This window comes from Streptomyces sp. NPDC008238, assembly GCF_042956445.1.
Lineage (GTDB): Bacteria > Actinomycetota > Actinomycetes > Streptomycetales > Streptomycetaceae > Actinacidiphila.
Map to the genome: position 1 here is coordinate 444332 of NZ_JBIBGK010000003.1, position 24727 is coordinate 469058.

The 24727-nt window shown below is 72.3% G+C and carries 20 protein-coding genes; 13 read left to right on the forward strand and 7 right to left on the reverse strand.

The genetic code is table 11. From position 1 onward, the window contains the following. Window positions 1-54: 54 nt before the first annotated feature. The gene (locus ACFZAU_RS10900) at window positions 55-1020 is read right to left on the reverse strand and encodes a DUF1152 domain-containing protein (RefSeq protein ID WP_500551884.1); all 966 of its coding nucleotides are present in this window, start codon (window positions 1018-1020) and stop codon (window positions 55-57) included. Between the two features lie 118 nt (window positions 1021-1138). Between ACFZAU_RS10900 and ACFZAU_RS10905 the strand changes: the two genes are divergently transcribed. The 3 genes from ACFZAU_RS10905 to ACFZAU_RS10915 all read left to right on the forward strand — a co-directional run bounded on the left by ACFZAU_RS10905 (window position 1139) and on the right by ACFZAU_RS10915 (window position 4479). Next, entirely contained in the window at window positions 1139-1996 is an 858-nt protein-coding gene (locus ACFZAU_RS10905) for an alpha/beta fold hydrolase (RefSeq protein WP_500551885.1), read from the forward strand. A gap of 303 nt (window positions 1997-2299) precedes the next feature. Beyond that, complete coding sequence (locus tag ACFZAU_RS10910) at window positions 2300-3976, forward strand: LCP family protein (protein ID WP_500551886.1); 1677 nt, start codon at window positions 2300-2302, stop codon at window positions 3974-3976. Between the two features lie 92 nt (window positions 3977-4068). After that, on the forward strand, window positions 4069-4479 hold the full coding sequence (locus ACFZAU_RS10915) for an ester cyclase (protein ID WP_499599515.1): 411 nt from the start codon (window positions 4069-4071) through the stop codon (window positions 4477-4479). A 22-nt stretch (window positions 4480-4501) separates the two neighbouring features. Here ACFZAU_RS10915 and ACFZAU_RS10920 read toward each other — a convergent pair whose 3' ends face one another. Beyond that, entirely contained in the window at window positions 4502-6145 is a 1644-nt protein-coding gene (locus tag ACFZAU_RS10920) for a sensor histidine kinase (RefSeq protein ID WP_500551887.1), read from the reverse strand. Then, entirely contained in the window at window positions 6142-6804 is a 663-nt protein-coding gene (locus tag ACFZAU_RS10925) for a response regulator transcription factor (RefSeq protein ID WP_500551888.1), read from the reverse strand. The genes ACFZAU_RS10920 and ACFZAU_RS10925 overlap by 4 nt, the downstream gene beginning before the upstream one ends. Window positions 6805-6937: 133 nt before the next feature. Between ACFZAU_RS10925 and ACFZAU_RS10930 the strand changes: the two genes are divergently transcribed. Further along, entirely contained in the window at window positions 6938-7576 is a 639-nt protein-coding gene (locus ACFZAU_RS10930; protein ID WP_500551889.1) for a PepSY domain-containing protein, read from the forward strand. Window positions 7577-7632: 56 nt separating this feature from the next. Here ACFZAU_RS10930 and ACFZAU_RS10935 read toward each other — a convergent pair whose 3' ends face one another. Further along, on the reverse strand, window positions 7633-8685 hold the full coding sequence (locus ACFZAU_RS10935) for an alpha/beta fold hydrolase (protein ID WP_500551890.1): 1053 nt from the start codon (window positions 8683-8685) through the stop codon (window positions 7633-7635). A gap of 227 nt (window positions 8686-8912) precedes the next feature. Between ACFZAU_RS10935 and ACFZAU_RS10940 the strand changes: the two genes are divergently transcribed. From ACFZAU_RS10940 to ACFZAU_RS10975, 8 genes are all read left to right on the forward strand, one after another. Next, the gene (locus ACFZAU_RS10940) at window positions 8913-9137 is read left to right on the forward strand and encodes a hypothetical protein (protein ID WP_499599522.1); all 225 of its coding nucleotides are present in this window, start codon (window positions 8913-8915) and stop codon (window positions 9135-9137) included. Window positions 9138-9232: 95 nt separating this feature from the next. Continuing rightward, window positions 9233-10150: a DUF4232 domain-containing protein gene (locus ACFZAU_RS10945; RefSeq protein ID WP_500551891.1), complete on the forward strand. Its 918-nt coding sequence runs from the start codon at window positions 9233-9235 to the stop codon at window positions 10148-10150. A 293-nt stretch (window positions 10151-10443) separates the two neighbouring features. Then, a complete protein-coding gene (locus ACFZAU_RS10950) occupies window positions 10444-10890 on the forward strand; it encodes a GntR family transcriptional regulator (RefSeq protein ID WP_499599526.1) in 447 nt (148 codons plus the stop codon). Window positions 10891-10903: 13 nt separating this feature from the next. Beyond that, window positions 10904-11860 (forward strand): ABC transporter ATP-binding protein, encoded by a 957-nt coding sequence (locus tag ACFZAU_RS10955; RefSeq protein ID WP_500552081.1) that lies wholly within the window; start codon window positions 10904-10906, stop codon window positions 11858-11860. Continuing rightward, entirely contained in the window at window positions 11857-12873 is a 1017-nt protein-coding gene (locus ACFZAU_RS10960) for an ABC-2 membrane transporter-related protein (RefSeq protein ID WP_500551892.1), read from the forward strand. Before ACFZAU_RS10955 ends, ACFZAU_RS10960 begins: the two co-directional genes overlap by 4 nt. A gap of 277 nt (window positions 12874-13150) precedes the next feature. Beyond that, window positions 13151-13594 (forward strand): hypothetical protein, encoded by a 444-nt coding sequence (locus ACFZAU_RS10965; RefSeq protein ID WP_500551893.1) that lies wholly within the window; start codon window positions 13151-13153, stop codon window positions 13592-13594. Window positions 13595-13719: 125 nt separating this feature from the next. Next, complete coding sequence (locus ACFZAU_RS10970; RefSeq protein WP_500551894.1) at window positions 13720-14946, forward strand: FG-GAP-like repeat-containing protein; 1227 nt, start codon at window positions 13720-13722, stop codon at window positions 14944-14946. 410 nt (window positions 14947-15356) lie between these two features. Beyond that, window positions 15357-17600, forward strand: a complete 2244-nt coding sequence (locus tag ACFZAU_RS10975; protein WP_500551895.1) for an FG-GAP repeat domain-containing protein — start codon at window positions 15357-15359, stop codon at window positions 17598-17600. Between the two features lie 176 nt (window positions 17601-17776). Here the strand turns inward: ACFZAU_RS10975 and ACFZAU_RS10980 are convergent, their stop codons facing one another. The 3 genes from ACFZAU_RS10980 to ACFZAU_RS10990 form a co-directional block, all read right to left on the reverse strand. Then, window positions 17777-19114 carry a tetratricopeptide repeat protein gene (locus ACFZAU_RS10980; RefSeq protein ID WP_500551896.1) on the reverse strand — a complete coding sequence of 446 codons (1338 nt, stop codon included), beginning with the start codon at window positions 19112-19114 and terminating at the stop codon, window positions 17777-17779. Between the two features lie 80 nt (window positions 19115-19194). Then, a complete protein-coding gene (locus tag ACFZAU_RS10985) occupies window positions 19195-19419 on the reverse strand; it encodes a hypothetical protein (protein ID WP_500551897.1) in 225 nt (74 codons plus the stop codon). Between the two features lie 195 nt (window positions 19420-19614). After that, window positions 19615-20142, reverse strand: coding sequence for a DUF3592 domain-containing protein (locus ACFZAU_RS10990; protein WP_500551898.1), 528 nt, complete (start codon window positions 20140-20142; stop codon window positions 19615-19617). 1422 nt (window positions 20143-21564) lie between these two features. On the opposite strand from ACFZAU_RS10990, the gene ACFZAU_RS10995 reads away from it, so the two are divergent. Next, window positions 21565-24555, forward strand: coding sequence for an FG-GAP-like repeat-containing protein (locus ACFZAU_RS10995; RefSeq protein ID WP_500551899.1), 2991 nt, complete (start codon window positions 21565-21567; stop codon window positions 24553-24555). The last annotated feature ends 172 nt before the right edge of the window (window positions 24556-24727 follow it).

Consider the following 24727-nt stretch of genomic DNA (forward strand, 5'->3'; position numbering starts at 1 on the left):
TGGGGGCTGCGGGGCGGGAGGTCCCGGCGGGGGCGGCGGGTCCGGTGGCGGCGGTCAGTGCGGGAAGGTCCGCGGCGGCCGCTGGCGCGGCAGTTCGTCGCGGAACTCCTCGACGATCGAGCTGATCTGCCGGGTGAGCTGGGTCCGTTCCAGCCGGTCGAGGTAGAGGTTGCGGGCCGCCAGGCCCACCGCGTCCACGCAGAAGTAGAGCGCCATCAGCGGGTTCACGAACAGTTCGCTGTGCTTGGTGCGTTCCGTGAAGCGCACGTTCCCGAAGTCCCCGCGGACCGCGGCCGCGACCGAGCCGTGCACGATGCTCGGGTGGTCCGGGGTCGCCTCCTGGGCGTGCGCGACCGCGTCCAGGTAGAGCCGGCCCTCGCGGCTGTCGCGCGGCAGCGAGAACGCCCCGAGGTACGCCCCGTCCCGCTCCAGGGCGGCCAGGTTCTCCAGCACCAGGGAGTGGTTGACCCCGTGGTACGCGTCGACGCCGAAGCCGAGGCAGACCACCAGCCGTTGCGGGACGCCGGTGAGTCCGCCCACCGCGGCGAGGCTGGCCATGTCCTCCTCCGGGGTGCCGAGTCCGCTCTCGTCGCCGCGCATGAGGATGTCGGTGCCGCCGTCCACCAGCACGATCGCGTCGACCCCGCCGAGGTGGGCGATCAGCGCCCGGTAGGCGTCCCTCAGGGGTGCGACGCCGGCGCGGGACAGCGCGTACACGGTCGAGGGCAGGCCCTGCGACTCCAGCCAGCGGGCGAGGGTGCGCTCCGGGAAGTAGTCGCCGCGGGCGGCCGTCGAGGGTCGCACGGCGGCGACGTCGTGGTCCAGCCACACGTCGAGGTCCAGGCCGTACAGGTCGGCGAAGGAGAGGTTGGCGAGGTGCACCTCCTTGCCCGCCTCGCGCAGCGCCAGCGCGATCGGCAGTCCGGCGTAGACGTCGAAGCCGCCGCCGGCCCCGGCGACGAGGATCCGCCGCGTGTCGCGCAGGCGGGTGAACAGGGCGGGTTCGAGGAGGGAGAACACCGGGGGACGGTAACAGCGGGCGGCGGCCCGCGGCAGCGGATTTCCGTGCCCGCGCCGGTCGTTGGCGCGCCCCTTTCCCGGTGGGGTGTTGTCGGAGCCCGCGCCTAGACTCGGCCGGATGGTGACGGAGACGGATATCGCACTCGCCGACGGGCGGACGCTGCACGTGTACGACACCGGGCCGGCCGGCCGGGAGGAGGGCGCGGAACTGGCCGTCCTGTGGCACCACGGCACGCCCAACATCGGTACGCCCCCCGAGCCGCTGTTCGCGGCCGCCGCCGAGCGCGGCATCCGCTGGGTGGGCTACGACCGTCCCGGCTACGGCGGTTCGACGCCGCGCCCGGGCCGGGACGTCGCCTCCGCCGCCGGCGACGCGGCGGCCGTGGCCGACGCGCTGGGCATCGGCCGCTTCGCCGTCATGGGCCACTCCGGCGGCGGCCCGCACGCGCTGGCCTGCGCGGCCCTGCTTCCGGACCGTGTCCTGGCGGTGGTCTGCGGGTCCGGCCTGGCGCCGTACGGGGCGGAGGGGCTCGACTGGTTCGCCGGGATGGGGCCCGCGGGCGCGGCGGAACTGGCCGCGGCGGTCCGGGGGCGTGCGGCGCTCGAAGAGGCGCTGGCCTCCGGCGACTTCGACCCCGAACTCTTCACCCCCGCCGACCACGCGGCGCTGGCGGGCCCGTGGGCGTGGCTGGGCGGCGTGGCGGGCAAGGCGCTCGAGGGCGACCCGGGCGCGATGGTCGACGACGACCTCGCCTATGTGGCGCCGTGGGGCTTCGACCCGGCGGCGGCCGCCGTGCCCGTGCTGGTCCTGCACGGCGAGGCCGACCGCATGGTGCCCGCGGCCCACGGGGTGTGGCTGGCCCGGCGGTGCCCGGACGCGGAGCTGTGGTTGCGGCCCGGCGAGGGGCACGTCTCGGTTCTCGGCTCCGCCGTGGACGCGCTGGAGTGGCTCGCCGGACGGGCCCGGCGGGGCTGAGCGCGCGGCCGCGCCGTCCACAGGCTGTGGACGGCGCGGCGCGGGCGGGCGCCTCCCGGCCGGGGGAGTCCTCCCGCGTGCGGCGTGACGACCGCACGGCGCTTCAGTCGTACCGGAAACGCCCGTTTCCGCCCTTTCCCGCGCGGAAGTCGACCGCGTCGGGACAACCATGTGCCCTCCTCGGGTGTCTGGACGTCCGAAGATCCCCCGTGCCGGCCACGGGGTGGACCCAGAGGCAGAAACGTGACGACCGGGCGTCCCGCGGGGGGCGGGGCCCGGTCGTGGACGGAGGACCGTACGACCGTGGACAGGCACGACGGCAGCGACATCGACCCCGCGGACCAGTGGGTCCTCGACCCGGAGAGCGGCACCTACCGGCTGCGGCTGGACTCCGACGCCCCGCCGGCCCCCACGGTGCCCCGGCAGGGCGGGCGGCGGACGCACCGCGAGGAGCGGCGGCCCGACCCGGCTCCGGGCGGCCGCCGCCGCACCGGAGCCCCGGCACCGTCCCGCAAGGCGAAGCGGTCCACCCGGCGCAGGGTGCTGATGTGGACCGCGGGCACGCTCGGCTTCGTGCTGCTCGCGGGCAGCGCCGGCGCCTACCTCCTGTACCGGCACCTCGACGGCAACATCGCGACCGTCGACGTCGGCACGGCGGGCAGCAAGGAGGTGACCAGCAAGGACGCCGTGAACATCCTCGTCATCGGCACCGACAGCCGCGAAGGCCTCGGCGGCAAGTACGGGGACGCGGGCAGCGTCGGCCACGCCGACACCACGATCCTCTTCCACGTGGCGAAGGACCGGTCCAACGCGACCGCCATGAGCATCCCGCGCGACATGGTCACCGGCATCCCGGACTGCCCGACCAAGCAGAAGGACGGCTCCACCAAGACGATCCCCGGCACCCCCCAGGCCGACTTCGGCCCGCGCTTCAACGAGAGCCTGGGCCAAGCGGGACGCGACCCGGGCTGCACCATGCGGACCGTCACGAAGATCACGGGCATACCCGTCGACCACTTCGTCCTGGTCAACTTCGAGGCCGTGAAGACCCTGTCCACGGCGGTCGGCGGGGTGCCGGTCTGCCTCACCCACCCCATCAAGGACACCACCCCCGAGGGCGAGGGCTCCCACCTGGACCTGCCCGCAGGACCGAACAAGGTCCAGGGCGAGCAGGCCCTGGCCTTCGTCAGGACCCGCCACTCCCTGAAGAACGGCAGCGACCTGGACCGGATCGACCTGCAGAAGCAGTTCCTGGGCTCGATGATCCGCCAGATGAAGTCCGGTGACACCCTCAGCGATCCTCGGAAGCTCTTCAAACTGGCGAACGCGGCCACCAAGTCGCTCACCGTGGACACCGGCATCGGCGGCGTCGCCAAGCTCACCGACCTCGCCAAGGACCTGAGCCGGGTCGATGCCGAGCACATCACCTTCACGACGCTCCCGGTCAAGGACAACCCGGCCGAGGGCACGAAGCACGCGACGGTCGTCGTGGACGACTCGAGGGCGCCCGCCCTCTTCAAGGCGATCAAGAGCGACGTCTCGCTGACCAAGGCGAAGAAGAAGCCCGCCGCGGCCGACTCCAAGCTCCGCGGGGCCAAGGCGGATCCGTCGCAGGTCCGGGTGACCGTCTACAACGGCGGCGGTCCGCAGGGCGCGGCGCGGACGACGCAGGAGTGGCTGCAGAACACCGAGGGCGTCACCCACTCCACCAACGGTGGCAACGCCCCCGGGGGCAGCCAGGACCGCACGACCCTGGAGTACGCGCCCGACCAGGCCGACCAGGCCCGGGCCCTGGCCGCGATGATGGGCCTGCCCGCCGCCGCCCTCCGCCCCGGCACGGCGGACGCCGCACCCGGCGCGGACATGACCCTCACCCTCGGCGGCGACTTCCGGGGCCCCGGGACCGCGCTCGCCGACCCGGACCGGCTCCCGGACGACATCCCGCAGTCCCGCGCCGACAAGGAGCAGTGCGTCGGCTGAGCCCCGGCGGGCCGCCGGGCCGCGCCGCGCCTACGGTGGAGGTGAGGAAGGGGCGCCCCGCGCGCCCGGGATGCGACGGCAAGGAGCGCCCCATGTCCCGCAGCGACAACCTCTCCGTCCTCGAGGGCTTCGGAACGGCGGTGAACGACGGCCGGCTCGGCGAACTCGACGCGTACGTCGCGTCCGGCTCGGTGGACCACGACCCCGGCCCCGGCCAGGGCCCCGGTCCCGAGGGGTACGAGGAGATGTTCGGCGCGATGCGGCGGGCCTTCCCCGATCTGCACGTCGAGGTCGAGCACGTCATGGCCACCGACGACGAGGTCGCCTTCGCGTACACCATCACCGGTACGCACCTCGGCGAGCTGATGGGCCACGCCCCGACGGGGCGCACCGTCAGCTACCGGGGCATGCAGATCAGCCGGTTCGAGGACGGGAAGATGGTCGAGCGCTGGGGGAGCAGCGACCAGCTCGGGATGCTGCGCCAGCTCGGCCTCACCCCCTGACCGCCCCGCGCCGGGCCGGTGTTCAGTCCCCGGCGGCCGGCGGCAGGCGGAGTGCGAAGAGGGCCCCGCCCGCCGGGGCCGTGCCGACGGTGAGGGTGCCGTCGTGGCGGTGGGCGACGTCGCGGGCGATGGCCAGGCCGAGTCCCGCGCCGCCCTCGTCGCGGCTGCGGGCGTCGTCGAGCCGGACGAAGCGCTCGAAGATCCGCTCCCGTTCGGCGGGGGGCACGCCGGCGCCGTCGTCGCCGACCGTGAGGACGACCTGCCCGTTCCGCGGGTGCGCGGTCACTGTCACGGTCACCGCGGTGCGCGCGTGGCGCTGGGCGTTGTCGACCAGGTTGCCGAGCACCCGGGCCAACTGGCCGCGCGAGCCGGCGACGTCGAGCGACTGACCGGCGCCGGCGGCCGCGCCGGCGTCGACGGCCACCGGGACCCGGTCGGCGGGCCGTCTGCGGACCTCCTCGCGGACCAGTTCGCCCAGGTCGACCCGCCGCCGAGCGGGCCGTTCCCCCGCGTCGAGCCGGGCGAGCAGCAGCAGGTCGCCGGCGAGTTGCTGCAGCCGCTCGGTGTCCTTGACGGCGCCGGGGACGTCGAGCAGGTGCGGATGGGCCGTGCCGACCTCCAGTTGCGTGCGCAACGAGGCGATCGGGCTGCGCAGTTCGTGCGAGGCGTCGGCGACGAAGCGGCGCTGCCGCTCGACCGCGGCCTCCAGGGCGGTCAGGGTCTCGTTGGTGGTGCGCGCCAGCAGGGCCACCTCGTCGCGGGCGGCCGGTTCGGGCACGCGCCGGGAGAGGTCCTCGGACGCCGTGATGGCGGCCATCTCGCGCCGGATGCCCTCGACCGGGGCCAGCGCGCGCCGGGTGACCCGCCAGGTGGCGCCGCCGACCACCAGCAGGAGCAGCGGCAGTCCGGCCAGCATGGCCGCCGCCGCGGTGTTCAGGGCGCTCTCCCGGGCCGCCAGCGAGGCGCCCGCGTGGATGAGGACGGTCTGCCCCGCGAGGTCGGTCGCCTTGACGGTCGCGAAGCGGTAGCCGGCCGTCCGCCCGTCCAGCGTGGCCCGTCCCGCGCCGTGCGCCACCGTCGCGCCGATCGCGCCGACGACCGGGTCGTCCCCGGCGGCGGGGGAGGCCGTGCCGCCGCCGTGCCGGTCGTCGTCCTCGCCGCCGCGCGTCGCGTCGTCCCGTCCGCCGCGGCCCCGGCCGCGTCCGTGGCCGCCGTCGTCCCCGCCGCCGTGGCCGCCGTCGTCCCCGCCGCCGTGGCCGTCGTCCTCCGCGGTGCGTTCCGGCGCGGAGGGGGTGGGCGCGGGGGTGGGGGTCGCCGCCGCGTCGGGGAGGCGGACGGCCGTGACGGCGTCGACCCCCGTTCCGCTGATCCGTTCCAGGCCCCTGGTCACCGCGAGCGGCCGCCCGTCCTCGGTGACCACCTGCACCGGAGCGTCCTCGGGAAGGCGCAGCCGGGCGTACCGGTCCGTACCCGCCCCGCGGCTGGCGACGTCGAGGGCGATCCTGCGGGCCGTGTCGTCGGCCTGGCTCTGCGCCTGAGCGGTGAGGTTGGCGCGCAGCGACAGCAGCACGGCCACGCCGGCGGCGACCAGCGCCACCGCGACCACGGCCGTGGCGCCCAGCGACATCTTGGCCTGGACGGTGCCGAGCGGCCGGGGGCGCCTCATGACGACACCAGCCGGTAACCGGCGCCGCGCACCGTCTGGATGAGGTCCGCGCCGAGCTTGCGGCGCAACGTGCTGACGTAGACCTCGACGATGTTGGGGTCGCCGTCGTAGGCGAAGTCCCAGACGTGCTCCAGGATCCGGGACTTGCCGACCACCTGCCCGGCCCGTACCGCCAGTTGCTCCAGCACGGCGAACTCCTTGGCCGTCAGCGTCACTTCGGTGTCGTTGCGGAAGACCCGGCGAGCGGCGGTGTCCAGCACGAGGCCGCCCAGCCGCAGCACGGGCGAGGCGCCCGCGGAACCCCGGCGCCGCAGCAGCGCCTTGACCCGGGCGACGAGCACGACGTACGAGAACGGCTTGGTCAGGTAGTCGTCGGCGCCGGTGTCGAGGCCCTCGGCCTCGTCGTACTCGCCGTCCTTGGCGGTGAGCATCAGGATGGGGACCTCGTTGCCCGCGGCCCGCAGCGCGGCGCAGACGCGGTAGCCGTTCATGCCGGGCAGCATGATGTCCAGCACGACGAGGTCGTGGACGCCCTCCCCCGCCCGGTGCAGCCCCTCCAGCCCGTCGTGGACGACGTCCACGGCGAAGCCCTCGGCCGTCAGCCCCCTGGCCAGCGAGACCGCGAGCCGTCTCTCGTCCTCCACGATCAGCACGCGCACGGGCCCAGCCTCCCAAATCAACCTGAAGAGATCTTCAGCCGGTTTCAGGCTGCCTTCAGCCTGTACCGCCGACATTGGGGTCCCGGAACAGACCTGACACAGACCGGGTACGGCCCGGTCGGAAGGGCACCTCATGAAGCGCAACACGACCGTCGCGGCCATGGCGGCCGCGCTCCTCGTCGCCGGCGGCTACACGGCGTTCGCCACGGGCGGCCACGACGGCGGCAGCGGCGGTGGCCGCGACGACGCGCGCGGCACGGTCTCCTCGACAGCCACTCCCGGGGCGACCCCGGGGCACGACGCCGGCGACGACCACGGCCGCCACCGCGGCGCCGACGACCCCGGCGCCCGCGCCGGCGAAGGCTCCCCGGGCGTCACGGCGAGCCAGGCGGCGGCCGCCGCGGTCGCGCACACGCCGGGCACCGTCACGAAGATCGAGCCGGACGACCGGCACCGCGGCTCCTGGGAGGTGTACGTCGCCGGGGCGGACGGGGTCGTCCACGAACTGCACGTGGACGCCGTGACGGGCCGGGTCACGGAGGACGACCGCCCCCGCGGCCGCACGCGCACCGGGGACGCCTCCCGCACCGCCTCCCCCGCACCCGCGACCACGCGGCCCGGGTACGACGACCACGGCGGCGACCGCGCCGGCAGCGACGACCCCCCGGGTGACGACCACGGCGGCGACCGCGCCCGGGGCGGCGACCGTTCCGGCGACGACCACGGCGGGGGTCACGGCCGGGGCCGGGGCCGCGGCGGCGACGACCACTGACATCCCCCCGTGTGGCCGGGCCCCCCGCGCCCGGCCACAGGCGCCGCCTCCGCAGTTCAGAGCCGCCCGACGTCCACCACGGCCTGCGCGAACGCCGCGGGCGCCTCCTGCGGCACGTTGTGCCCGATGCCCTGCAGCGTGCGGTGCGCGTACTTCCCGGTGAACTTGGCCCGGTAGGCCGAGCCGTCGCCGGGCGGGGTGAACGGGTCGACCGCCCCGTCGAGGGTGATCGTGGGCACGGTGATGACCGGCCCGCGGGCGAGCCGTGCCTCGATGTCGTCGTGGGCCGGGTCGCCCTCCACCAGGCCCAGCCGCCAGCGGTAGTTGCCGATCACGATCGGCACGTAGTCCGGGTTGTCGAAGGCCGTCGCGGTGCGCTCGAAGGTGGCGTCGTCGAATCCCCAGGTCGGGGAGTTGAACTTCCACACCAGCCGGGCCAGGTCGTCCCGGTAGCGCTCCAGCCCCTTACGGCCCCGTTCCGTGGCGAAGTAGTACTGGTACCACCACGCCCACTCCGTCTTCGGCGGCAGGGGCTGCTTGTTCGCCTCGCGGTTGGTGATCAGGTAGCCGGTCACCGAGACCAGTCCCTTGACCCGCTCCGGCCACAGCGCCGCGATGATGTCCGCGGTCCGCGACCCCCAGTCGAAGCCGGCCAGGACCGCCTTCCTGATCCCCAGGGCGTCCATGAGCGCGACGATGTCCAGCGCGAACGCCGCCTGCTGGGGGTCGCGCGGCGTGGCACGCGACAGGAAGCGCGTCGTCCCGTGGCCGCGCAGGTAGGGCACGACCACCCGGTAGCCCTTCGCCGCCAGCAGGGGTGCGACGGCGACGTAGCTGTGGATGTCGTACGGCCAGCCGTGGAGCAGGATCACCGCCGGGCCGTCGGCCGGTCCGGCCTCGGCGTAGCCGACGTCCAGCACCCCGGCCTCCACCTGCTTCAGCGGGCCGAACGCCTGCGTGTCGCGGGGCCGTTCCTTGCCGGGGGCCATGGGCGGCGCCGGCTTGTTCTCGTCGGGCCCGGTCGTCGCGCACCCCGTGGCGAGCCCGGCCAGTGTGGCCGCGAACGCCCCGGTGCCGACGATCGTGCCGAAGGTCCGCCTGTCGATCATCCGAGGCCTTCCGTGGGATGCGGGCGCGGGCACTGCGATAGGCCATGCCCCGTCCGGCCCGGTCCGCGTCGCCCCACCGGCGAATGTCATCCCCATGGCACTGGCCCCGGGGGCCCGGTGAGGGCCGGACGGGTGAAGTCGCGGGCGCGGCGCAACCGGCGGGCGGAGCGGGGCTGTCCTGCACGGCGAGTCCGGTCGACACCGTCCGAGATCCGAGAGGAAACACCATGAGCCTTCTCGATACTCCGCAGCAGTCACTGGGTGGCGTCCCGCTGGGGGCCCACCTGGCCGCCGTCGACGCGCGCTGGGTGGAGGTCCACGCCGCGCTCATCGCGGCCGGGGTGCCCCCGCTGCCCGGGGACAGCGACGCCGTGCACACCATCGCCCGGCAGCTCGACGACGCCACGGTCAGCGCCGTCGTCGCCTGGATCGACAGCGCCGCCTCCCGCTGACCCCGGCCCGGGCACCGTGCTTTGTGACGGTCATGTGACCGGAATTGTGGCCTCCGCCACGGCCGGGAACGGGAGGGCCCTGATGGGGTCGCCGGATGCGCACCAACGCCCTCCTCCTCCCGGCCGTCCTCGCCGGTCCGCTGCTCCTGGTCACGGCCTGCGATGTCCCGCACGCGGACGACCGGGACACGTGCGCCGTCCGGGCCTCCCCGGTTCCCCCGGCGGGCGCGGGCGGTGCCACCGGGACCGGGGGCGGCGGGGACGTCGAGATCACCGCCGTGAGCGCGCCGCCCGCCCACTGCCCGGGCCCCGCCTCGTTCCACGTCGCGTTCCGCGTCACCAACCACTCCGGCGAACCGCTCACGTACACCGTCACCTTCGGGCTCACCACCGGTGCGGGAGAGGCCCTGGGGAACGTGCCGCACACCGTGCCCGCGGTGCCGCCCGGCCGGACCGTGCGGGGCGAGGCCGACCTGGACGCGCCTCCCACGCCGCGCTACACCGCGGAACGGGTGCGCGTCGTCAAGGTCCGGAGCGTCCCGGCGGACGAGGTCCCCGCCACGGGAGGCGCCTGCCCGTCCTCCGGACTGCGCCTGACCGCCGACGACGGCAACGCCGCCATGGGGCTGCGTGTGGTGGGCCTGCGCCTGGAGAACTGCTCGTCGCGCGTGCGGCGCGTCGAGGGCTATCCGCTGGTCCGGCTCCTCGACGAGGAGCGCCGGCCCGTCAGGGGCGTCGAGGTCTCCCGGGGCAGCGGGGGCGTCGCCCTCCTGCCCGGTTTCGACGACGCGCCCCGCCCGGTCACCCTCGCGCCGGGCCGGAGCGCGACCGCCGCCCTGATGTGGCGCAACACGGTCACCGACGGCACACCCGTCAACGCGCCCTACGCCCGGGTCCGGGCGACACCCGGCGTCGCTCCGGTGACGCTGACCCCGGAGTTCGACCTCGGCACGACGGGCAAGCTGGGCGTCAGCGCGTGGAAGCCCGACGAGACGACGCCGACCCGCCCGTGACACCGGCCCACCCGCCCACCCGGCCCACCCGACCCGGGCACCGCGCCCCGTCCACGCAGGTCCGCGTCGACCGGGGGAGCGCGGTCGCGGCCCCGTGAACCGCTGACGTCCCTTCCCGTCCGTACAGAAGGCCCCGGGCTGTCCGACCGGGGCCTTCGTGCTGTCCCGGGTCGCGTGGTTCGCCGCATCACGAATGTCACGGTTGTGTCCCGACGGACGCCGGGGCGGCCGCTTCGTTTGACACGGCTCGCGTCCCCCTCCCATCATCATTCCACTAATCGAGTAGCTAAAGGGTGTTGAAGCTCGTGGAGTTCCGCATCGACAGGCGCAGCGGGATCGCCGCCTACCAGCAGATCGTGCAGCAGACCAAACAGGCCCTCCGGCTGGGCGTCCTGATGCCGGGGGACCGGCTGCCCACCGCCAAGGAGGTCGCCGAGACCAGCGCCGTCAATCCGAACACCACGCTCAAGGCCTACCGCGAACTGGAACGCGAGGGGCTGGTCGAACCCAGGCCCGGCCTCGGCACCTTCATCCGCCGCTCGCTGGCCCGCCCCCAGGCGGGCGCCGACTCCCCGCTGCGCGGGGACCTCGAGGCGTGGATGACCCGGGCCCAGGCCGCGGGCCTGGACCGGGAGGACGTGGCGGCGCTGGTCGCGGCCGTCCTGGAGGAGCGGTACGCCGGAACCACGGCGGCCGACGGAACACCCGAAGGTCGGGAGAAGAGGATGACCAGTGCGTGACACCACGGATGCCATGGACAGGGGAGGCCCGGTCGAGGAGTCGGCGATCGAGGCCCACGGGGTCGGCCGCAAGTACCGGCGGGGCTGGGCCCTGCGTGACTGCTCCTTCCGCCTGCCGGCCGGCCGGATCTGCGGGCTGGTGGGCCCCAACGGTGCGGGCAAGACGACGCTGATGTCGATGACCGCCAACCTGCTGGAGCCGACGGAGGGCACCCTGACGGTGTTCGGCGCGGCGCCCCAGTCGGCGGAGGCGGGACGCCGCACGGCCTTCCTCGCCCAGGAGAAGCCGCTGTTCCGCCGCTTCACGGTGGCCGAGACCCTGCGCCTGGGCCGCGAGCTCAACCCCGGCTGGGACCAGCGGGCCGCCGAGCAGATCGTCCGCGCGGGCAACGTGCCGATGGAGGCGAAGGTCGGCACCCTCTCCGGCGGCCAGCGCACCCGGGTCGCCTTCGCCCTCGCCTTCGGCAAGCGGCCCGACCTGCTGCTGCTCGACGAGCCGATGTCCGACCTCGACCCGCTGGTGCGCCACGAGCTGATGAGCACGCTGATGGCCGAGGCCGCCGAGCACGGCACGACGGTGCTGATGTCCTCCCACATGCTCAGCGAGCTGGAGAGCGTCTGCGACTTCCTGCTGGTCATCTCCACCGGCGGGCTGCGCATGGCCGGTGACGTGGACGAGATCCGCAGCGCCCACGTACTGCTGCAGGGCGTGGCCGAGCGCGAGGGCGCGGGGCTGCCCGCGGAACTCGCCCGGCACACCGTCGTGGAGTACCGCACCAGCGGCCGGCAGGTCACCGCCCTCATCCGCCCGGACGGTCCGGTGAGCGGCCAGTGGCAGTCCCACACCCCGCAGTTGGAGGAACTCCTGCTCGCCTACCTGCGCTCGCCCGAGGCGCCACCACTGATCAGTCCGGTGGCCCAGATACCGGGCCGCCCGTACGGCGCGGGCGGCCGGGGGGCGGCGGCATGAGCAACCTCACCGCGAACCCGCCCGCACCGCCCGTGCCCCCCGTCGCCGCCGGCGGCACCCGCCGTCCCCGGCTCAGCGGCATGACCTGGCTCATCTGGCGCCAGCACCGCGCCGCCTTCTGGACCCTCCTGATCGCGACGGCCCTGGCTGTGGCGTGGATGCTCTACCAGCGCGCGGGCCTGCTGGACCACCTCACCGCCAGGGGCTGGCCCCACTCCCCCTCCGACAAGTGGATGGAGGACATCAACCCGCGGAGCGCGGCGCTCCTGAAGGCCGCCTTCGGCCTCGGTTTCGTCCCCGTCCTCCTCGGGGTCTTCCTCGGCGCCCCCCTGCTCGCCGGCGACCTGGAGAGCGGCACCGCCAAACTCGTCACCTCCCAGGCCCCCGGCCCCGCCCGCTGGCTCGCCGCCAAGCTCGGCATCAGCGCCCTGGTGGTCGTGGTCTGCACCGCCGCCCTCTCGTTCGCGTTCGGCCGGTGGTGGGCGCCGGTGAGCAAGCAGAACACCGTCATGGACTGGACGTCCGGCCAGGCGTTCGACAACACCGGGCCCGTGCCCGTCGCGCTCGCGCTGTTCACCGTGCTGGGCGGCGTCGCGATCGGCATGGTCCTGCGCCGCACCCTGATCTCCATGGTCGTGACCTTCTTCTTCGCGGCCGCCGTCCAGGTGGTCTGGGCCCACTTCCGGCTCGACCTCGGCAACGTGCTGAGGGCCACCAGCAACTCCGGTGTCAACGGCGAGGGCCCGCGCCTCCCCGACGCCGCCTTCCAGGTCGACCAGTCGTTCCTCACGTCGTCCGGGGAGACCCTCGGCTGGGGCACCTGCGTGCGCGCCGGATCGGAGAAGGCCGTCGCGGCCTGCCAGCAGCAGAAGGGCATCGTGGGCTGGGCGGTGGACTACATCCCCTTCTCCCAGATGAGCGGCATGCAGTGGTTCGGCGCCTCGATCCTCTTCGCCCTGACCGCCGCCGTCACGGCCTTCATCTTCCTCTGGGGCCGCAAGCGCGTCGTCTGACGCGGGCGAACCGGGTGCCACGGCACGGCCCCGGGCAGCGCACCGAGCGCCGCCCGGAGCCGTGCCGTCGGCGTCAGCGGCCGAACGCCCGGGCCGGACGGCGGCTTCGTCACCAGGACCCGGATCGGCGCCGGCCGGGACAGCTCACGGGGAGCTGTCCCGCAAGCGATCTCCGGGCTGCCGGCGGACGCGAGGAGCCGCCCGCTTCCCCCCGCACCCGCAAGCCGGGCCCCGATGGCAGGATGGCGCCCCGACGACCCTGTGGAGGGCACCGCACGTGCACACGCCTGCCGCGTACCTGGAACGGGCGCGGGCCGAGACCGACGCTTCGGTCCTGCACCGACTCGCGCACTGCCCGTACCCCTTCGTCTGGCAGGCGCTGGCCGCCAACCCCCACACGGCGCCCGGCACCTTGCTGGAACTGAGCGCGGCCCAGGACAGTTCCTGGAACGACAACGATCTCCTGCGCCTGCTGGCGGACCACCCCCGCGCGGACGGCACGGTCCTGCGGGCCGTCCACGCTGCCGTGGCGGCGAAGCTCGCCGAGGGCGAACGGCCCTACGCCGCCGTACTCGCGCTGGCGGGGCGGACGGAACTCGAGGCGGAAGAGGTACGGCGGTTGGGAGCCCTCCGCGGAGCTTCCGCCCGTCTGCGCCGCCGGCTCGGCACGTCCCTCGCGGCCCGGGGTCTGCCCGTGTCGCCGGCGCCCGAGGAGCGCTGACCCCACTCCCGACCAGCGGCGCCCGCGCCCCCGGGGCACCCCCCCCAGGTAATGGACGGCCAAGGCTGACGGAAAGGGCGGGCAAGGAGATATCGTGCCGACCGAATGGGAGGGGAAAACAGCACATGAGGAAACGTTTCATCAGGGGGGCGGCGACGCTGTCCGGTCTGGTGGTCGCCGGCACCGTCCTTTCCGCCGTGAGCGCGGTCCCGGCCGCCGCCAAGGACGTGTACGGCTGCACCGTGGGGTACTGGTGCGGTTGGACGGGCTCGGACGGTACCGGCACGCGCTACATGACCAACAAGGACGTCGCGGACCTGGGCACCTGGAGCAACAGGATCCACTCGCACGTCAACCGCACCAAGTCGATCGCCTGCACCTACGACGCGAAGAACTACGTGCCGTGGGACGGCTACTCCGCGGAGGAACCCGCCGATTCGTCGCTGGCATGGAGCGGGGACATCCCCGCGACGACCAGTTCGATCAAGTTCGTCCGCACCGAGCGCGAGTGCAGCCGGCCCGCCTACCCGTCCTGGGTCGCCGAGACCTCGCCCAAGGCGCTCCGCTTCGGTGACATGAACGGGGACCTCAAGGCCGACGTCATCACCCGGGACAAGGTCGGCCGGCTCTGGTTCACCCCGGGCGACGACACCGGCCGGCTCATCGGCAACGGCGGCTGGAACGGCATGAGCGCCCTCACCCGGCACGGCGACTTCAGCCGCGACGGCCGCGAGGACCTCATCGCCCGGGAGGCGTCCACCGGCAAGCTCTGGCTCTACCCGGGCACGGGCACCGGCTCCCTCGGCTCCCGCAAGCTGATCGGCGCGGGTGGCTGGAACGGCATGAGCAACGTCACCGCCTTCGGTGACCTCACCGGCGACGGCCGCTCCGACCTCATCGCGGTCCAGAAGTCCACGGGCAAGCTGTACCTGTACCCGGGCACCTCCACCGGCTCCCTCGGCTCCCGCAAGCTCATCGGCACCGGTGGCTGGAACTCGATGAACGCACTCGTCGGCGTGGGCGACATGAACGGCGACGGCCGCCCCGACCTCTACGCCCGCGAGGCGGCCACCGGCAAGCTGTGGCTCTACCCGGGCCGCGCCGGCGCCCTCGGCAGCCGCGTCCTGGCGGGTACGGGCGGCTGGAACGCCATGGCCAACCTCATCGCCCCCGGCGACTTCTCCGGCGACGGCCGCCCCGACCTCGTCGCCGTGACCAACGACAAGTACAAGATCGACGGCTTCGCGGGGAACCCCGGCTGGCTGGTCACCTACCGCGGGCGCGGCAACGGGCTCCTGCTCGGCGGCGAGCGGACCGACGGCGAGTGGTGGGGCCTCAACGGCTTCTGCTAGACCCGGCCCGGATTCCGCCGGCCCCGCTCGCACGCGACGCGAACGGGGACGGAAACGCGGACGCAGCCGTGCGCCCCGGTCCGCAGCGGTCCCCTCCGAGTGCACGCCACTCGGAGGGGACCGGGCGGACACGTCCCGCAGCGCCCGCCACGGCACCCCGTTATTCGCCGGGCGGGCGCGCTCCCGCCGGCTCATCGCCCGGGAGCCGCGCAAGGCTGGTCCGGCCACGTCCGCACCGGACTCGCCAGGGCCTCGACCCGGTGCCAGGTGAGGCACTTTCCGCGCTCCCGGTCCGCTCGTCGTCCCCCGAGAAACACGAGCAACTCGTACAACCCCACACCCCCTTCGCAGGTCCAACCGAGTGCCTCGCACGCATGTGCGGACAGCTCGGCTCATGAGGAAGGACTTCCTTGGCTTCCATACGCACCACCCGGCGCCGTCTCGCCGCCTCCGTCGCGACCGTTCTCGCCGTGACGATCGGCGCCGGCGCGCTGGGCTCGCCCGGGGCCGTGGCCGCTCCCGCCGCCGTGACCGGGACCGGCGCCGTGGCCGCCGTCACCAACGAGGCGCATCTGCCCCTCGACGCGGAGATCGTCAGCACCGGCGACACCGGATACCTCACGTCCCGGACGGACGGCTCCGGCAACAAGGTCCTGGAGTGGCACGCGTACGCCGACGGCTCGGTGCTGCCGATCAGCGCGGGCACCGTGGGCTACGACAGCAACTCCGACGTCGTCGTGACCAGCGACGGCGGCAGCACGGTCTTCCTCCGGGACATGAGCGAGGGCGCCGGCTGGTCCGCGTCCTACGACCTCGCGTCCGAGTTCAAGCCCGGCGCCGAACTCGTCGGCGTGGTCGGCGACGACCTCTTCGTGAAGGTTCCGACAGGCGACAGGGACTACCACGAGCTCTGGCAGCTCTCCCGGGCCGACGGCGTCACCAAGAAGACGAAGCGCTCGTCCAACTCCTACAGCATCGACTTCAAAGTCGTCGCCTCCGCGAGCAACGTCATGATCGTCCTCAGCAGCAACCGGGTCTTCCCGAACTCGGCCACCTACCGGACCGAGTACTGGCGGACGCGCACGACCGTCAACAGCGAAGACCCGATCGAGTGGGGCAGCGGGTGGAACATCGCCCCGTGGACCCAGGCCTCGACGGGCGCCTACACCGCCGACTACGAGGCGGCGGTCGAGTACCGGGGCGGCGTCACCGAACTCGTCGTGGACGGTATCCGCGACCACCAGAGGTTCGCCATGGACAGCTCCATGAGCGGTGCCGTCATCGCCGGCATCACCAGGGACTCGCTGCTCTACGGGGTCCCGGGCAAGGCGGCCGACGCGCAGCTGAGCCCGCTGTACGCCCGGAGCATCAAGGGCTCCTCCTCCGCGCCGTACAAGCTCCTGGAGCACTTCTCCAGCGTGGCCCACGCGCCCGACGGCGGCCTGCTCGTGCGCGGTTCGACGGGTGACACCGACGGGCTGTTCCGGATCTGGGAGGGGGACGACCACCTGCCGAGCGCCACGCTCGTGGCCCGTACGGACCGGGTCCTCGGGGTCAAGGTGACGGCGTCGCAGGCCCCCACCACGGTGAGCCTGGAGAAGCCGGGCACCACGGTCCCGATGGAGTGGACCCTGTCCCGCCCGGACGCCACCGTCGACCTCACGCTCACGCACACGGCCACCGGCAAGAAGCTCACCAAGCACCTGTCCCAGCCGGTCTCCGACAGCCGCTTCGCCTTCGTCTGGGACGGCGTCCTGGAGGGCATCAGCGCCCCGAACGGCGCCTACACCTGGCAGATCACCGCGGCCCCGGCCGACGGCGTCGGCGCGTCGGCGACCGCCGGCGGGAGCTTCCAGGTCTCACGCCAGGCCAACCCGCACGACTTCAACACCAACGGCTCGACGGACGTCCTCGCCCGGGACGCCTCGGGTGCGCTGTGGCGGGACGACCTCCTCGACTGGCCGTCGGGCAGCCAGGTGACCACGGCTCAGCGGTCGAAGATCGGCAACGGCTGGCAGGTCTACAACCAGATCGAGGCCGCCGGGAACCTCGCCGACACCCCGACGGGCGACCTCGTCGCCCGTGACGCCTCGGGCGTCCTGTGGATGTACCTGGGCAGGGGCGACGGCACCTTCGCGACCCGCGTCAAGGTCGGCCCGGGCTGGCAGATCTACAACCAGCTCACCGGTGGCAGCGACCTCGACGGCGACGGCCGGGCCGACCTCGTCGCCGCCGACACCTCCGGCGTCCTGTGGTTCTACAAGGGCACCGGCAGTTCGACGGCCCCCTTCGCCGGCCGCGTCAAGGTGGGCAAGGGGTGGCAGATCTACAACCAGCTCACCGCTGTCGGCAACATCGCGGGCACCGCGGCCGGCGACCTCGTCGCCCGTGACACCTCGGGCGTCCTCTGGCTCTACCAGGGCAACGGCAAGGGCAACTTCGCCGCACGCGTCAGGATCGGTTCCGGCTGGAACGCCTTCTCCCACCTCGTGGGCGCCGGCGACGTCACCGCCGACGGCCGCCCCGACCTGGTCGCCTACGGCCCGAAGGGCTCGTACGTCTACCACTCGACCGGATCGACGACGGCCCCCTTCACCCGGCTGACGACCGACCTCTACACGGGCGAAGGCACCAAGTTCAACAACATCTCCTAGCCGAACGCCGCCTTCGGCCCACACCCGGCCCGTAGGCACCGGCCAAGCCCGTGGGGGTGCCTCTCACCGAGAGGCACCCCCACTGGCACATCCCGGCCCCCGACTCCGGCGCCCCGCCCGAGGTCCGGGCCGTCCGTCATTCGTCGCACCCGTAGCCGGCGCCGGGAAGCCGCCTGCTACAACTCCGCCCGGAGGCGGCGTCTCTCCTCCCGTTGGGCGGCCACGCCGGGGATGACGGCAATGGCCTCGGTGAGGCGGCCCTGCCGGACCAGCAGTTCCGCCAGGTCGGTCGCGGCCTGTTCGCCGGGCAACGGGCGCAGGAGGGCGATGGCCTCCTCGACGCGGCCGTCCTGGGCGAGCAGCCAGGCGATGGTCTGCTCGCGGTCCTCGACCCTGTCGGCCGGCAACGCCTGGATCTCCGCGATCGCCGCCCTGGCGCGTCCCGACTCTCCCATCAGCCACCACCGGTTGGACCGGAGCCAGAACTCGTCGTTCTCCGCCAGGAATTCGGGGCTGCGCCCTTCCGTGAGTCCAATTGCTCTGTCGTGCAGCCCCCGGTCGGCGAGCACGATCAGGGTCGACTGGAGGAGGTTCCCGTCGTAGAGGTCGTCGAACGTGTGCTCCACCGCCTTGATCGCGTCGTCCACCCGGCCCTGACGGATGAGCAGTCCCATCAGCGTGCTCTCATGCCGGCCCGGACGCTCGGCGGCGATGAGGTCGCGCAGGTACGCCTCCGCTTCCGCGGCCCGGCCCAGGTCCTCCAGGACCGTCACGTACGGGCTCACGGCGGCGTACGCCTGGGTGTCGGCAAGGTGGCGAAGTTCCTCGACCCGACCGTGGCGGGCGAGCAGTTCGGCATAGAACGTGACGTTGTTCTGCGGCCGGTACCGGCGTGCGGCCATGTCCGCGCCGAGCAGCCGGATCGCCTGGTCCGCCCGGCCGGACCGCTCCAGGACCCGGGCCTGTGCGGGGAGGGCACCCCACAGGTGGTCGCACTGCTTCGGGTCGCGCCGGAACTCCTCGGCGATCGGGGCCAGCAGCTCCAACACCCGCTCGTCGCATCCCTGGCCCTCGGTCATCTCCACCAGGGCCCCCATCAGGCGCCCGCCGCGCAGGTGCGGGCCGAGTACGCCGAGCGCGTCGTCCACCCGCCCGGCACGGACCAGCGCCTCGGCGTAGTCCCGCCACGCGTCGACCGCGTTCTCCTGCTGCCCCTCGGGGCGCGTCAGCTCCAGCGCTTGGCCGACGCGGCCCCACCGCAACAGGACGTCGGCGCCCGCCCGCACCGCCGGCTGCCAACCGGTGGCCGCGAACGGCTCCACCACCGTCCAGGCCCGCCCGAACTCCCCCACCGCACACAGCCCTCGCACCGCGCCCGCGGCGCAGAACCAGTCCTCACGTTCCCGTGCCGCATGCACCAGGACCTCCAGGCCGCCGCGTTCGAGGATCTCGTCCACGATCCGCGGCGGGACGCCGCCGAGGTTGCCCAACTGCCACCGAAGATTCGTCCACATTCACAGGGGCACCCTAGGGTCAGCCGCCGAGGCAACGGCGACGTGTCCGGCATCTCGCGGCAAGTGAGCGGGAGCCAGGCCTACTGGAGGGCGTCCCTGATCACGATGCCGAGCCCTGTCGCTCCCGCGACGGCAACGAAGGCCCCGAAGGCACGTGCAAAGCGATGCGGAAGCACGTCGTTGGGCCGGCCCATGACGAGACTGCTCATGAAGTCGAGGAAACCGTCAGCTGCGCCTCTGTAGTCGGCGGCCACAAGGATGCCCCCCGCGGCGAAGACCGCACAAAGCGCTCCCTGGAAGAGCACGGCTTGCCCCCTGCTTTCGAATGACGGCACGTTGGTCCCTGCCGCGGCCGTGGGCCACGGATGACGCCACCCGGTTGGGCAGGGGATGGAGCACAGTCGGCGGTTCTCTGTTCGCCTTGATCCTCTACGCTCCCCGCACCCGGCGCGACTGACACCGTCCGGATCGCGGCCGGGGCAGGAGAAGCGGCCTGCACCTCAGCCGGACGCCCGGGACTGGTCGCGGTCATTTGTGGGTGTGGTGGTTGCCGCACCCCGTGGCTGTACGGGATGGCGACGGCGCAACCAGACGACGCCAGAGGTCACCAAGAAGACCAGCCCGAGCAGCAGTGTTCCTGAGGGTAGGAACAGACCGCGGAGACCGACATCACCTTCTCGCGCGACGTGCGACGGGTTGGCCGGGTTGTAGACGATCTCGATTCGATCGCCGTCGTCAAGCGATTTCTGGCCGAGGTTCTCCGGCAAGAGGCGGTGCGTCTCGGTCTTCCCAGCGACCTTGAAAGTGACCCACCACTCGGCGTCATCGTCTGTCCCGCCCTTGTGCGCGGTACCAGTGGTGTGGATCCCGTCTCGGAGTTCGACAGCGATGGGCGCCAGGGTAACCATGAACAACGTTCCCGCAGCCAAGATCAGCAAGGCGATCACCAGCATGGCGACGGGGTTCTTCCAGAACCACCCCTCGTCGTCGCGGCCGCTCTTCGGAAACTTCGACGGGTCCCAGTGCACGCGAGTCCGGGCAGGGCCTCCAGCGGCATCACCAGGTCGCATGGGAGAACCCTACGACGGAGACACGTGCTGGCAAGCCTGTAAGCGAACAGGCGTCGGCAGCAGTGCACTTGGGCAACTCCGGCTGCACCGCCCCGGCCACCGCAGTTCTGACCTCATGTCCCTCGCCCTGCGGAGCGTGGGCGACGCCGGGTGCCTTGATGAGATACCTGTAACAGGCCTGGTCAGGAGACCCGTTTCCTGTCTCGGGTTCATGACGAAGTCAGTATGCGACGGCGAGATCCCTGGTCGTGGGGGAGGAAGCTGCGACGTTGCGCCATGGCAGGATTCGGGCGTGCATTGCGACGTTTGCGCTCGCAGGATGGTCCGGTGGGACCGTACGTACAGAGTCACCACGGAATACTGGTCATGTCCATGGTGCTACGCCGTCACCAGCTTCGGTGATCCGGGGTTCAAGGAGTGCCGGCCCGGCTACATGCCGCAAGACCTTCGATGGGAGGCCGCTGCAACTGACGTGTTGCCGGATGCGATCCGCCATGCATACGGCTACCAGCAGCGGACGCTATGCGGTATCGAGAAGCCGGACATGCACGGCTCCCCGTTCGGTATGTGGGCAGGAGTTCCGGGTGATTGTCCGGCCTGCATCGTCGCTGCGGAGATCATCGACGCCCGGTGGCCCGCAGATCGACGTGACCACAGGTATCGCAGGAGCATCCGAGTAGACGGTGACGACGCACTCTGACCTACCGCGGCTTCCTCAAACGGTTCCTGAAGCGCTGAAGTCGGTAAGTGGAAGTCGCACCTGTCGTGGCCGGCCGACTCGTGAAGCCCTGTCCGGGTAGATCAGCAGCCTCTGAAGGGCTCCGGCCATCATGTCGATCACCAGGCGGGCGTGACCGGTGGATTCGACGCACGCGTTCGGCGTCATCGGCGTGGCCGGAGAACTTCGGCTTCTTCGAGCTGCGACACACCGGCCACACCCTCGCCACCCAATCGGGCGCCACGCTCAAGGACACGGTGGTCCGGGGGCCAGTCCTCCGAGCGGGCTGCGCTGCTCCGCCGGCACTCGACGTTGGAGCGGCGGCGGGAGGTTGCTGCGGCTCTCGACACACTGCCTGTTCCTGTTCGGGGCAGTCCCGTTCCGTGACCTGTGAGCCTGTTGTTAGGATCCGATCACTCGGGTGTGGGGGGCGGGGGACGCCGGGATTGACCGGCTTGCTTGCTGGGAGTGCCGAGGACCGAGCTGATTCCCCCGCCTGTTTCCAGGTCCGTTCGCGTCAGGGGTGGAATCAAGTGGCCAGACGTGTCCTCCTCCGCAGTGCCGTCACGACGGTCGTGTCGCTGTCGCTGGCTGTCGGTCCTGCCTCCTGGGTCGCGTCGGCCGATGCGGGAACGTTCACTGCGGCCACGATTCCCGCGACCATGCGCGTCATACCGGGCTCCGGCTCCGTGGTGAGCGTCGGGCCTTCCGGGTTCCTGCACCCCGCCACCACCACGAGCGGTCCCTCCGGATTGGAGTGGACGGGCGCGGACGGCTCGACCCGAGAGCTTGAAGGCACGCATCTGTACGACCCTGTGGAGTACTACGGAGCGGCATCGGACGTCGTGGCCCTGCCGCCCAGCCGTGGCACGGGTGACGTACTGCTGCGGAACATGGTCACCGACGAGACCACGACGGTCACAGTCCCCGCAGGTCAGGTGTACAGCAGGTCGATCGGGACCACGGTGGTGACCAAGGGCGGAGCCGCTGCCGACGGGAACTGGACCGAGTTCCATCTGCTGAGCGATGAGAACGGGACCACGGTGGACCGCCGGGTGACAGGCCTTCCGGAGGGTGCCTCCATCACCGTTGTCGGGCGGGCCGGCGTCCATGGGTTCCTCTCACTTCTGCACGTCCCCGGACAGGACGTCGACCAGTGCGCCTGGATCGATCTCCGCACCGCGGAAGCCACGTTTCTGCCGTACGGCACGGTTTATGGGAATTCCGTGGTGACCGCCCTTCACCTGGTAACCCTCCAGGCCGATGGCGTGCGGATCTATGAGCAGGGCCGGTTCGACACCCCCGTACGCGAGGTTCAGGTCGGTCTCAAGGACGCGAAGGTTCTCGGCGTCGTCGGCGACTCGCTGATCGTGGCCCGCTATGACGCTTCGCTCGGTCAGAAGGCGTCCGGAGCGTCCATCTGGAAGGTCGTGGCCGTCCCCTTCGACGGTTCCGGCGAGCGGACGCTTCTCGTCCGTGCGGTGGCGGACCGTGTTGCCGTCCGGCCGGACGGCGGCGTTCAACTCGTCGGCGGCCAGTCCGCGGAGGACTACGGCTACCAGGACATCACCGCCGGGGCGGACGGCGTACCGCACGCGGCTCGTGTGCTCGGCATCCCGCCGGTCCCGATGGCGCTCCAGCGGCTGACGCTGGACCACGGCATCGTCAGGACCTTGGAGTTCGGCGACGGGGCCACCTCCGTGTACGACCGCCCCCTCACCGAAACCGCACCCGGATACGGCGCGCGCGTGCGGATGGGCGGCCTGCCGGTCCCGTACACCAAGTGCAGCGTCGCCTGGGGACTGTGCCCCGAGCTGTATCCCACCGGGGACGGCCGGACCGTGTACCGCGGGACAGTGAGCGTGGACAGCGGCTGGCAGCCCAAGCTGTTCGTCGTGGGCAAGGGCGGGACGTTCCCCGGAACGCCGATCGAAACGGGCCTCCTGGATTCCTTCGACGATTCCCCGGACCAGATGAGGATCGTGGGGGCATCCGAGAACCTGGTGCTGGTCGAAGGGAGACCTGCCGGCGGCAGCCAGGAACTCCGGGTCGTGGACATCGACTCCGGCAAGGTCGTGCACACGGAGCCGGACCACAGGGGTGCGATCTGGGGGACCACCCTGTGGTCCTCGGCTCCGGGCGGCAAGGTCACGGCCAAGGACGCGCGCACCGGGGCCTTGCTGACGTCCTTCACGGTGAACGCCGGGTGCTCCTCCATGATCGACCTGCAGGCCGTCGGCCGGTGGCTGTACTGGACGTGCAATGTGAGCACCGCCCCGTACGCCGCGGGCGGCGTCTACGACCTCCAGTCCAGGAAGAACATTCCGCTTCCCTCCACCGCGCAGGCCTACCTCGGCGACGGTGTCGTCGCCGTCCGGGGCGGGCAGGGGCTGGCTGTCTACGGCCTGCAGACCGGGACGGCCGTCCAGCGGTGGTCGACCGACGCCGCGGGGCTCGTGGCGCTCGACCCTCGCAGCGGTGACCTCGCGTACTCCACGCCGGACCAGGCTGTCCACGTCCTGCACACCGGGCGGCCCGAGGCGGCCCTGGTCTCTCCCTACCGGAACGTCACCACGCGGGTGGAGACGGACGTGACCCCTGTCTCCTGGCGCGGTGAATGGTGGCTCTCCGAGCCGACGGCTTCCTGGAGGGTGGAGATACGCCACAAGGCCACGGGCCGCGTGGTGGCCACGCGCAGTGGCGGACCGGCCGAGTACTCGATCGCGACGACGTGGGACGGCCGTGGCACGACAGGCGGACTGCTCCCCAGCGGCTCGTACACCTGGACGCTGACGGCTCAGCCGGCGGACGGGAAGGGAGCGGCGTTGGTCCAGTCCGGCACGGTCCGGTTGACGGGTGGCACAGCGGTATGGCGGGACCACGTCGGCGACTCGGCGCTGCCCGACGGCATCGGCGACCTGCTCACCCTCAACTCCTCCGGCGCGCTGACGTTCCAGCAGGGCACGGGCCAGGGCACGTTCTCGGGGAAGGTCAGCGGCAGTGGCTGGGCGACGGGCACCCGCGCCGTGCCCGTCGGGGACCTCAGCGGTGACCGCTGCAACGACGTCCTGGTCCGGCTGAGCAGCGGCACCGGCACCCTCCGCCTGTACAGGCCGGCCTGTGGGGCGGCGCTCAAGCCGACGACCCCGTACACCACGGTGGGCACCGGCTGGAACCAGTACGACGTCCTCACCTCCCCCGGTGACGTCACCAAGGACGGCCGCCCCGATCTGATCGCCCGCAACGCCACCACCGGAGCGGTGTACCTGTACAAGGGGGCGAGCGGTGGCAAGCTGGCGGCGCGCGTGAAGCTGGTCGACAACTGGAAGACCTACAAGAAGGTCGTCGGGGCCGGGGACCTGAATGGTGACGGGATCGGCGATCTCGTCGCGCAGGACAAGTCGAACAACCTGTACCGGTACTTCGGCAAGGGCAATGGCGCCTTCGCCACGCGCGTGAAGATCGCCACCGGCTGGGGGGCCTCGTACAACGCGGTCGTCGGCGTCGGGGACATCAACAGCGACGGAAAGGCCGACCTGATCGCTCGGGACACCGCCGGGAACCTCTACCGGCAGACCGGCAACGGCAACGGGTCCTTCGCCGCACGGGTGAAGATCGCCACCGGCTGGCAGGGTTACAAGGGCATTTTCTAAAGCGCCAACGCAGACGCTGTGGACCAGGCGCCGTGAGATCGGCACACACGAGTGGACCGACGACGAGTACCTCCTTTATGCGAACGCCAGGGAGTGACCGTTGCCGTGCAGCGGAAAGCGGCGATCAGTTACTGTGTCCAGGCGTACGGGGACTGAAACTTCGGCTAATCCG

Excerpts from the sequence above, each read along its gene's own strand:
- ACFZAU_RS10915 (WP_499599515.1), top strand. The coding sequence starts at position 4,069 with ATGTCCCGCAGCGACAACCTCTCCGTCCTCGAGGGCTTCGGAACGGCG.
- ACFZAU_RS10935 (WP_500551890.1), bottom strand. The coding sequence starts at position 8,685 with ATGATCGACAGGCGGACCTTCGGCACGATCGTCGGCACCGGGGCGTTC.
- ACFZAU_RS10940 (WP_499599522.1), top strand. The coding sequence starts at position 8,913 with ATGAGCCTTCTCGATACTCCGCAGCAGTCACTGGGTGGCGTCCCGCTG.
- ACFZAU_RS10905 (WP_500551885.1), top strand. The coding sequence starts at position 1,139 with ATGGTGACGGAGACGGATATCGCACTCGCCGACGGGCGGACGCTGCAC.
- ACFZAU_RS10930 (WP_500551889.1), top strand. The coding sequence starts at position 6,938 with ATGAAGCGCAACACGACCGTCGCGGCCATGGCGGCCGCGCTCCTCGTC.
- ACFZAU_RS10945 (WP_500551891.1), top strand. The coding sequence starts at position 9,233 with ATGCGCACCAACGCCCTCCTCCTCCCGGCCGTCCTCGCCGGTCCGCTG.
- ACFZAU_RS10920 (WP_500551887.1), bottom strand. The coding sequence starts at position 6,145 with ATGAGGCGCCCCCGGCCGCTCGGCACCGTCCAGGCCAAGATGTCGCTG.
- ACFZAU_RS10970 (WP_500551894.1), top strand. The coding sequence starts at position 13,720 with ATGAGGAAACGTTTCATCAGGGGGGCGGCGACGCTGTCCGGTCTGGTG.
- ACFZAU_RS10955 (WP_500552081.1), top strand. The coding sequence starts at position 10,904 with ATGGACAGGGGAGGCCCGGTCGAGGAGTCGGCGATCGAGGCCCACGGG.
- ACFZAU_RS10960 (WP_500551892.1), top strand. The coding sequence starts at position 11,857 with ATGAGCAACCTCACCGCGAACCCGCCCGCACCGCCCGTGCCCCCCGTC.
- ACFZAU_RS10980 (WP_500551896.1), bottom strand. The coding sequence starts at position 19,114 with ATGTGGACGAATCTTCGGTGGCAGTTGGGCAACCTCGGCGGCGTCCCG.
- ACFZAU_RS10995 (WP_500551899.1), top strand. The coding sequence starts at position 21,565 with ATGCGCGTCATACCGGGCTCCGGCTCCGTGGTGAGCGTCGGGCCTTCC.